Below are 9,545 nucleotides of genomic sequence, written 5' to 3' on the forward strand. Positions count from 1 at the left end.
TCCCTCACCACACCGACGAGCCCCTTGGCCAGGCTTAGGATCCCGGCATCCGCCCCCGCGGATTCGAAAAAAGCTCGCGTCAGGCACGTTCCAGAAAATCTGGTCAGTCGATTGCGGCTCTGCCATCACCCTCCTGTGGCAGTTCCGAGCCTGTCACGACAACAATCTCACGCCAGCGTGATGTTGCTGTCAATAAAAAGCTGTGACCTTTTTTGGGTGTTTTGCCCGAAAATATGAGCAATTCCTTTAAAAGCGTTAGGAATGCCGTAGAATCGGTCAAAATCCCGGACATCCACATGATCCACTCGAAACGGCACGGCGAGATCCTGCGGCTCCTCGGTGAGGAGGGCACGATCACCATCGCCAGCCTGGCCGAGCGCCTGGGCGTGTCGCTGGAGACGGTCAGGCGCGACGTGAAACCGCTGACGGATGACGGAGCATTGCTCAAGATGCATGGCGCCGTCAGCCTGCGCTCTATGACAGGCGAGGCGCCGTTCGAGCGCCGCATGCGCGAGAATGCCGAAGCAAAGCGTCTGATTGCCCGCATGGTCGCGGCCACTATGCGCGACGGCGAGTCGATCATGCTCGACACCGGCACCACCACGTCCTTCCTGGCGCGCGAACTGCTCGGCCATCGCCGCCTGACGGTGGTCACCAATTCGTCCGACATCGCCCGTACGCTGGCGACGGTGAACGGCAACAAGGTCTACATGGCCGGCGGCGAGCTGCGCAGCGATTCAGGCGCGGCCCTCGGAGTCGCGGCGATCGAATTCGTAAGCCGCTTCTCGGTCAGCCACGCGGTGATCTCCATCGGCGCGGTCGACGCCGTCGCCGGCCTGACCGACTACGAGCTGGAGGAGGCGGAATTCGCCCGCATGGTGTTGTCGCGCGGGCAACGCACGCTGGTCGTCACCGACCATACCAAGTTCGGCCGGCAGGGCCTGGTTCAGGTCTGCGGCTTCGACGGTTTCTCCGAGCTCGCCACCGACCAGCCGCCGCCGCGCGACATCGCCGCCGCGCTCAGCCAGGCCGGCGCGCGTCTCAGCATTGCGACGGCCTAGCGCCGGAGCCGCCAACGGCTTTCCTTCCCGGCCGCGCCGGTGTTTAGTCGGGTCATGGCCTTCACCATCCGCCAGCTCCAGTTCTTCGTCGCCGTCGCCGAGCAAGGCACGGTCTCGGGCGCCGCGCAGAACCTCTCCATCTCGCAATCCTCGGTCACCGAGGCGATCAAGGAGCTGGAGAGCGATCTCGGCGTCGAGCTGTTCGACCGCCACCCGCGCGGCCTCAACATCACCCATAAGGGCCACCAGTTCCTGCGCCACGCGACGAAAATCCTGGCCGACGTTTCCGATGCGCGCCGCGCTTTCCTCGGCGATCAACTCACAGCGGGCGGGCGGCTGCAGCTCGGCGTCACCTCGCTCGTCGCCGGCTACGTGCTCTCCGATCTGCTGGCTCGCTACCGCCGCGCCTATCCGAGCGTCGAAGTCTCGGCGATCGAGGACAATGGCGACTATCTCGAGCATCTGCTGGTCGGCGGCAAGCTCGACATCGCCGTCATGGTCACGTCGAATTTGCGCGATCGCACCGCGCTGCAGTCGGAAATCCTCGAAGTCTCGGCCTATCGGCTCTGGCTGCCGCTCAGCCACAAGCTCGCCAGCGCCGACATTATCTCGATCGGCGACATCGCTTCCGAACCGCTGATCATGCTGACCGTCGACGAGATCGAGGAGAACACCGGCAAGCTGCTGTCGGCGCTCGGTGCGAGACCGCATGTCGCCTTCCGCACCCGCTCCGTCGAGGCCGTGCGCAGCCTCGTCGCCACCGGCGCCGGCGTGGCGCTGCTGCCAGATCTCGTCTATCGTCCCTGGTCGCTGGAAGGCGACCGCATCGAATCCCGCGATATCTCCGGCTCGCTTCCGGTCGTCCAGGTAGGCATGGTTTGGCGCCGCGGTTCCAGCCTGCCGCAGGCCGCCCGCGACTTTATCGGACTTGCCCAGTCGCAGCGCATGGTCCGGCAGCGGCTCTGATCAGAGCGATTCCAGCAAAGTGTGAACGGTTGGGCTCGGCGACTTCGCCGCAACCTTCCGTCCGAAATGGCGTCGGAAAGAGTATCGGAAAATCCGATATCGGCTTTCTGATAAATGGATTTGCGAAACCGGAATTTTCACAGCACTTTTCGCTCAGGGAACAAAGCCGCTCGGGAGCGCGGCTGCCGGGGTGATGGGAACTCTGGCGTTCAGGTTTGCGTGTGATCCTTGTTGAAAACCGGATCGGTTTCGGGGTCATGCGCCAAAATGGGAGATCGATGATGAATGCATTCCTGAAGTCATGCACGGCGTTGACGGTTGCGCTGACCTTCTCGGGTCAGGCGATCGCCCAGGTCAAGGAAGTCGGCAAGGGCGAGGGCGAGCTGAATATCGTCGCCTGGCCGGGCTATATCGAGCGTGGCGAGACCGACAAGAACTACGACTGGGTGTCTGCCTTCGAGAAGGAGACCGGCTGCAAGGTCAACGTCAAGACCGCCAATACGTCGGACGAGATGGTCTCGCTGATGAACGAGGGCGGCTTCGACCTGGTGACGGCTTCTGGTGATGCTTCGCTGCGCCTCGTCGCCGGCAAGCGCGTGCAGCCGATCAACACCGACCTCATCAAGAGCTGGAAGACGATCGACGACCGTCTCAAGGACGCGCCCTGGTTCACCGTCGACAAGGTGCATTACGGCGTCCCCTACCAGTGGGGCCCGAACATCTTGATGTACAACACCACCGTCTTCAAGGAAGCGCCCAAGAGCTGGAACGTCGTTTTCGAGGAGATGAAGCTGCCCGACGGCAAGTCGAACAAGGGTCGTGTCCAGGCCTATGACGGCCCGATCCATATTGCCGATGCCGCCAACTACCTGATGTTCCACAAGCCGGAACTGGGCATCAAGGATCCGTACGAGCTCAGCGAAGACCAGTACAAGGCGGCGCTCGATCTGCTGCGCACCCAGCGCACCCTGGTCGGCCGCTACTGGCATGACGCCGCGATCCAGGTCGACGATTTCCAGAACGAAGGCGTCGTCGCCTCCGGCTCGTGGCCGTATCAGGTGAACACGCTGATCGCCGCCAAGAAGCCGGTCGCCTCGACCGTGCCGGAGGAGGGCGTCACCGGCTGGGCCGACACCACCATGATGGAAGCCGACGCCGCCCATCCGAACTGCGCCTATATGTGGCTCGAGCACTCGCTCTCGCCCAAGGTCCAGGGCGATGTGTCGTCCTGGTTCGGCTCGCTGCCGGTCGTGCCCGCCGCCTGCAAGGGCAATGAACTGCTCGGCGACGAGGGCTGCAAGACCAACGGTTACGACAATTTCGAGAAGATCAAGTTCTGGAAGACGCCGATCTCGAAATGCGCCAGCCAGAATGACAAATGCGTGCCCTATTACCGCTGGGTGTCGGACTATATCGGCGTCATCGGCGGGCGGTGAGTTCGCCTAGCTTTTAGAAGTTGGCGCTGCCCCTCACCCTTACCCTCTCCCCGTGAAGAACGGGGAGAGGGGGTCGCCAGCGCTGGAGTTTGTCCCTTCTCCCGGTCTTTCACGCGGAGAAGGTGCCGGCAGGCGGACGAGGGGCAGCACAGACGCCCGAATTCGAGAGCCTGGACCTTCAGGACAGATCATGACCTCCGCCGTTTCCTTCAAACAAGTCTCGCGCCATTTCGGCAGCGTGCGCGCCGTCGATGCGGTCGATCTCGACATCGCGCCGGGCGAGTTCTTCGCCATGCTCGGGCCGTCCGGCTCCGGCAAGACGACCTGCCTCAGGCTGATCGCCGGCTTCGAGCAGCCGACGGCCGGCTCGATCTCCATCTTCGGCGAGCGGGCCGAAGGCGTTCCGCCCTATCGCCGCAACGTCAACACCGTTTTCCAGGACTACGCGCTGTTCCCGCATCTGAACGTGCTCGACAACGTCGCTTACGGGCTGATGGTCAAGGGCGTCGGCAGGGTCGAACGGCTGAAGGCGGCGGAAGAGGCGCTCTCGCTGGTGCGCCTGCCGGGCTATGGGGCCCGGCGCCCCGGCCAACTCTCCGGCGGCCAACGCCAGCGCGTCGCGCTTGCCCGGGCGCTCGTCAACCAGCCCAAAGTGCTGCTGCTCGACGAGCCGCTCGGCGCGCTCGACCTCAAGCTGCGCGAGAACATGCAGGAAGAGCTGAAGTCGCTGCAGAAGGTGCTCGGCATCACCTTCGTCTTCGTCACTCACGACCAGGGCGAAGCCCTTTCCATGGCCGACCGTGTTGCCGTCTTCAACGACGGCAGAATCATGCAAGTCGGCACGCCGGAGGACATTTACCAGCGGCCGAGGACGCGTTTCGTCGCCGATTTCGTCGGCTCGTCCAACGTGCTGCCGCCGGATTTCGTGCAGCGCTATTCCGGCCAGCATCGCTGGGGCAGCCTCAGGCCTGAATCCATCCGCGTATCGGGCGCCACGAGCGGCGATGGCGTTGCCGCGCGTCTGGTCGGGACCAACTATCTCGGCGCCACCACAAGGCTGGCGCTCGATGCCGATGGGCTGAGGCTGCATGCCATGGTGCCGGCGGGGACCGCGCTCCCTGCCGAAGGCGAGGCGGTGATGCTCACCTTCAACCGCGAGCACCTGCATCTGATGGACGAGTCGGCATGATTGCGGTTTGTGCAAAGCACCCTCGTCTGTCCTGCCGGACATCTCCCGCGCAAGCGGGGGGATTGGCTCTCGCCGCTCGCTTCGCCGATTTTCGACGTTGCAGAACTGGCGGGGCAGACGAGCTGCTGATCTCCCGCCTTGCGGGGGAGATGGCCGGCAGGCCAGAGGGGGGTGTGAAGGATCTCGGCCTTGCCGCCGTTGATCTAATCGTCGGTGCGGCCCGATGACAATCGCCGCTGTTCAATCCAAACCCGTGCCCGCCATCCTGCCCGGCAACGGCGGCATGCGCGGGGCGCTCTCCGACCTCTTATGGCGCCGGCCGATACTTCTCTTGCTGCTCATGCTGCTGCCGCCGCTTCTGTGGCTGGGCATCGTCTATATAGGCTCGCTTTTCGCGCTGCTTTTGCAGAGCTTTTTCTCGATCGACGAGTTCTCCGGCCTGATCAACCGCGAGTTCACGCTGAAGACCTATGGCGACCTGTTCCAGGCCGCCAATCTCGACATCATCCTGCGCACGGTGACGATGGCGGCGCTCGTGACGCTCGCCTCCGCGGTCATCGCGTTCCCCATCGCCTATTACGCGGCGCGCTATGCGCGCGGCCGCTGGAAGGCGCTGTTCTATCTCGGCGTCATGCTGCCGCTCTGGTCGAGCTATCTGGTCAAGATCTACGCCTGGAAACTGATCCTCGCCAAGGAAGGCATTCTCACTTGGCTGTTAGGCAAGCTCGGCCTGCTATGGCTGCTCGAGGCCTGGCTGTCGTTGCCGATCGTTGGCGGCAACTCGCTGTCGGTCTCCTTCACCGGCACCTTCATCGTCTTCGTCTATGTCTGGCTGCCGTTCATGATCCTGCCTGTGCAGGCGGCGCTGGAACGCGTCCCCGGCAACCTCGTCGAGGCCTCGTCCGATCTCGGCGCCTCGCCCGGCCAGACCTTTCGTAACGTGCTCTTCCCGCTGGCGCTGCCGGGCATCGTCGCCGGCTCGATCTTCACCTTCTCGCTGACATTGGGCGACTACATCATCCCGCAGATCATCGGCACCTCGCGCCTGTTCATCGGGCAGGCCGTCTATTCGCAGCAAGGCACCGCCGGCAACATTCCTTTAGCCGCCGCCTTCACCGTGGTGCCCATCGTCATCATGGGCTTCTATCTGTGGGGCGCCAAGCGCATGGGAGCTTTCGATGCGCTCTGATCGCGGCCAATCCGCCCCGCTCGGGCTGAAGATCGCCGCCGCCTGCGGCCTGCTCTTCCTGCACCTGCCGATCCTTTTGATCTTCGTCTATGCCTTCACCACCGAAGAGAAGAGTTTTGTATGGCCGCCACCGGGTTTGACCACGCAATGGTTCGCCGTCACCTGGAACAGGCCGGATGTCTGGGAGGCGCTGTCGCTGTCGATCCGCGTCGCTGCCATTTCGACCGCGATCGCGCTGGTTCTTGGCACGCTCTGCGCCGCTGCGGTTTCGCGCACGCGCTTCTTCGGCCGCGAGGCGATTTCATTGCTCGTCATCCTGCCGATCGCGCTGCCCGGCATCATCACCGGCATCGCGCTGCGCTCGGCTTTTGCGCTCGCCGACATCCCGTTCTCGTTCTGGACGATCGTGCTCGGCCACGCCACTTTCTGCGTGGTCGTCGTCTACAACAATGCCGTCGCCCGTTTTCGCCGCACCTCAGGCTCGATGATCGAGGCCTCGATGGATCTCGGCGCCGACGGTTTTCAGACGTTTAGGCATGTCGTGCTGCCCAACATTGCAACCGCGCTGCTTGCCGGCGGCATGTTGGCCTTTGCGCTGTCCTTCGACGAGGTCATCGTCACCACCTTCACCGCCGGCCAGCAGCAGACTGTGCCGATCTGGATGCTGGAGGAGCTGATCAGACCGCGGCAGCGTCCGGTCACCAATGTCGTCGCCATGGTCGTCGTGCTGGTGACGCTGCTGCCGATCCTCTTTGCCTATTACCTGACCCGCGACGGCGACCAGATCGCCGGCTCGGGCAAATGAAAACAGCGAATAGGGATTAGCCAATAGCGAATAGGGAAAATCGATCGCGAACCCTGCCCGCCATTCGCAACTCGCTGCACGCAACTCGCTACTCGCTACTGCGAAGGGAGAAACCCCCATGGACACCCAGATGCTGATCGGCTCGAAATTCGACAAGGGCACCGAAATCGAGGAGCCGATCCTCAATCCGAAGACCGGCGCGACCATCCTCAACCTGCCAGAAGCAAGTCCGGCGCAGATCGAGGCGGCTGTCAGTGCCGCCGAACAAGCGTTCGTCAATTGGTCGCGCACCACGCCGGCGCAGCGCTCCGGCTATCTGCTGAAGATCGCCGATCGCATCGAGGCCGAAGCGAATGAGTTCGCCGCGCTCGAGGCGCTGAATTGCGGCAAGCCGATCAACGCCGTGCTCAATGACGAGATCCCGGCGATCGTCGATTGCTACCGCTTCTTCGCCGGCGCGGTGCGCTCGATGCCAGGCCAGGTCGCGGGCGAGTATCTGCCCGGCCACACCTCGATGGTGCGGCGCGATCCGATCGGCATTGTCGCCTCCATCGCGCCCTGGAACTATCCGCTGATGATGATGGCCTGGAAGCTGGCGCCGGCGATCGGCGGCGGCAACACCGTCGTCTTCAAGCCATCGGAGCAGACGCCGCTGACGGCGCTGAAGCTGGCGAGGATCCTGTCGGAGATCCTGCCCGAGGGTGTCGTCAATGTCGTCCTCGGCCGCGGCGACAGCGTCGGCAACACGCTGATCAATCATCCCAAGGTCAACATGATCTCGATCACCGGCGACGTCGCCACCGGGAAGAAAGTGCTGCAGGCGGCCGCCAAGTCGGTCAAGCGAACCCATCTCGAGCTCGGCGGCAAGGCGCCGGTCGTCGTCTTCGACGACGCCGATCTCGGCGCGGTGGTCAACGGCCTGCGCGCCTTCGGCTACTACAATGCCGGCCAGGACTGCACCGCCGCCTGCCGCATCTATGCCGGCAAGAAGATCTACGACAAGCTGGTTGCCGATCTCTCCTCGGCGGCGTCGACCATCAAATACAATCTGCCCGACGACACCGAGAACGAGATCGGGCCGCTGATCTCGCGCCGCCAGCGCGACCGCGTGTCAAGCTTCGTCGAGCGCGCTTCGGAATTGAAGCACATCGAGATCACCACCGGCGGCAAGCCGGGCGAGGGCTCCGGCTTCTACTACCAGCCGACGGTCGTCGCCGGAGCGTTGCAGGAAGACGAGATCGTGCGCCGCGAGGTGTTCGGCCCGGTCGTCTCGGTCACCCGGTTCTCCGAGGTCGACGAGGCGGTGAACTGGGCGAATGACAGCGACTACGGCCTCGCATCGTCGGTGTGGACCAGGGACGTCTCGCGCGCCATGACGATCGCCGCCCGGCTGCAATATGGCTGCACCTGGATCAACACCCACTTCATGCTCACCAACGAGATGCCGCATGGCGGCCTGAAGCAGTCCGGTTACGGCAAGGACATGTCGCTCTACGCGCTGGAGGACTACACCGCCGTCCGCCATGTGATGGTGGCGCACGGGTAAGTCCTCTACCTCTCCCCCTTGTGGGAGAGGTCGGCCACGCAGGCCGCTACTCGACGATGCGGTAGATGTTCCACAGGCTGGTGCCCGACACGACATAGGGCTCCAGCTCCTTGCCCCATTTGGCGTGCGCGTCGATCTTGGCGATCTTGGCGAAGAACTCCTCCAACTGGGCCAGGCTCTCGACCTGGTGGTGGGTCTCGATCGTCGCTTCGCGTGCGCCGACTGAACCGGTCATGAGCTGGAATTTCAGGTCGGCGAGCCCGACCTGCGAGCCGATCTCGCGCTCCCATTTCCGCATCAGCTCGAGCGCGGTTTGCTTGTGACCGAACTTGGCGTCGATCTGCCATCTGGCGCTGAACATCTTGGTTCTCCTCCCTGTTTTGCAGATGAATCCGTTCTTGAGCTACTCGTCCCAGGCCTGCACGACCGTCTGCCGCGCGATGTGGCCGTTCTTCAATTCGAGCATCGCGGCGCAGAACACCTTGGTGCCGTCGGGATAGGCGCAGGCCTGGGTGAAGGCGAGATTGTCGCCCTCGGCGATCGTGGCGTCGACCTTGTGGGTCATCGCTCGGCTGCAGATGTCGTCCCAGAAGGTGCTGATCGCCGCGCGGCCGCGGATTTCGCGCGGCTTGCTCGGCGGGTTGTTGCGGTCGATCACTCGCACCAGCGCATCGTCATTGTAGAAGCTTGCCAGCATCTTGCCGTCACGGGCCTCGATCGCTTTCTTGATCGCCGCGCCGTCCACTGTCTTGGTCAGCATTTTATCCTCCATGTGCCCATCGTGTTGGGCGGTAGATGTGCGAAGCACTCCCCGACAATTACTGCCGGGCCGGGAATTTCTCATTGCGAATTGGCCGTGGCGGCCGCGAACAGGTCGTCGGTCTGCTTCTTGGAGGTGACGAGTCCACCCGGCGCTTGGCCTGCATGGGAAGAATTCATAGTCCTAGAGACACCCTTTCGCTTCGCCCGAAAGCGCCATGGCACTCATGGCCCGTCCGGGCCAGTGTGCCTTGCCGAGAAGGCCGCCGCAGCAGCGCGCGACGGCAGGTCCAGCTTGAGCAATATGTTGGCGACGTGCCGCTTGACCGTATGCTCGCTGAGCCTCAGCTCGGCGGCGATCGCCGCATTGCTCATGCCGTCGGCAATCAGGTTCACCACCTCGCTTTCCCGGGCCGTCAGTGTTGCTGGCTGCAGGGCCCTGGGCTTGGGGCGGCAGGCCGGTTCCAGATGTTGTTCAGACGTGGCCTGGACCACCGGCAGCGGCTCACTCAGCTCGTCGAGACTGACAAGTCCGGCGTCGATGAAACGCAGGCCGGAGCCTATCGCCAGTTCGGCGACCAGCCGCGAGGCGAG

General features: G+C 63.6%; 11 protein-coding genes. 7 read left to right on the forward strand and 4 right to left on the reverse strand.

Going from position 1 to position 9,545, the window contains the following annotated elements; all coding sequences use genetic code 11:
- Nucleotides 1-103: 103 nt before the first annotated feature.
- On the reverse strand, nt 104-292 hold the full coding sequence (locus EOA75_RS07160; protein ID WP_127214944.1) for a hypothetical protein: 189 nt from the start codon (nt 290-292) through the stop codon (nt 104-106).
- 4 nt (nt 293-296) lie between these two features.
- On the opposite strand from EOA75_RS07160, the gene EOA75_RS07165 reads away from it, so the two are divergent.
- The 7 genes from EOA75_RS07165 (at nt 297) to EOA75_RS07200 (ending at nt 8,192) form a co-directional block, all read left to right on the forward strand.
- Nucleotides 297-1,061 carry a DeoR/GlpR family DNA-binding transcription regulator gene (locus tag EOA75_RS07165; protein WP_127323944.1) on the forward strand — a complete coding sequence of 255 codons (765 nt, stop codon included), beginning with the start codon at nt 297-299 and terminating at the stop codon, nt 1,059-1,061.
- Nucleotides 1,062-1,115: 54 nt separating this feature from the next.
- Nucleotides 1,116-2,027: a LysR substrate-binding domain-containing protein gene (locus tag EOA75_RS07170; protein ID WP_067003593.1), complete on the forward strand. Its 912-nt coding sequence runs from the start codon at nt 1,116-1,118 to the stop codon at nt 2,025-2,027.
- 281 nt (nt 2,028-2,308) lie between these two features.
- Entirely contained in the window at nt 2,309-3,463 is a 1,155-nt protein-coding gene (locus EOA75_RS07175) for an ABC transporter substrate-binding protein (RefSeq protein WP_067324740.1), read from the forward strand.
- A gap of 190 nt (nt 3,464-3,653) precedes the next feature.
- The gene (locus EOA75_RS07180; RefSeq protein WP_067003595.1) at nt 3,654-4,652 is read left to right on the forward strand and encodes an ABC transporter ATP-binding protein; all 999 of its coding nucleotides are present in this window, start codon (nt 3,654-3,656) and stop codon (nt 4,650-4,652) included.
- A gap of 283 nt (nt 4,653-4,935) precedes the next feature.
- Entirely contained in the window at nt 4,936-5,841 is a 906-nt protein-coding gene (locus EOA75_RS07190; RefSeq protein WP_206516972.1) for an ABC transporter permease, read from the forward strand.
- The gene (locus EOA75_RS07195) at nt 5,831-6,646 is read left to right on the forward strand and encodes an ABC transporter permease (RefSeq protein WP_067003601.1); all 816 of its coding nucleotides are present in this window, start codon (nt 5,831-5,833) and stop codon (nt 6,644-6,646) included. Before EOA75_RS07190 ends, EOA75_RS07195 begins: the two co-directional genes overlap by 11 nt.
- A gap of 118 nt (nt 6,647-6,764) precedes the next feature.
- Entirely contained in the window at nt 6,765-8,192 is a 1,428-nt protein-coding gene (locus tag EOA75_RS07200) for a gamma-aminobutyraldehyde dehydrogenase (RefSeq protein WP_127323946.1), read from the forward strand.
- Between the two features lie 46 nt (nt 8,193-8,238).
- Here EOA75_RS07200 and EOA75_RS07205 read toward each other — a convergent pair whose 3' ends face one another.
- The 3 genes from EOA75_RS07205 to EOA75_RS07215 all read right to left on the reverse strand — a co-directional run.
- Nucleotides 8,239-8,553, reverse strand: a complete 315-nt coding sequence (locus tag EOA75_RS07205; RefSeq protein ID WP_095777575.1) for a hypothetical protein — start codon at nt 8,551-8,553, stop codon at nt 8,239-8,241.
- A gap of 42 nt (nt 8,554-8,595) precedes the next feature.
- Nucleotides 8,596-8,952: a nuclear transport factor 2 family protein gene (locus EOA75_RS07210; RefSeq protein WP_127323947.1), complete on the reverse strand. Its 357-nt coding sequence runs from the start codon at nt 8,950-8,952 to the stop codon at nt 8,596-8,598.
- 224 nt (nt 8,953-9,176) lie between these two features.
- The coding region (locus EOA75_RS07215; RefSeq protein WP_164747303.1) for a helix-turn-helix transcriptional regulator at nt 9,177-9,545 on the reverse strand (369 nt) is incomplete at its 5' end.

This window comes from Mesorhizobium sp. M1A.F.Ca.IN.022.07.1.1, assembly GCF_003997575.1.
GTDB lineage: Bacteria > Pseudomonadota > Alphaproteobacteria > Rhizobiales > Rhizobiaceae > Mesorhizobium.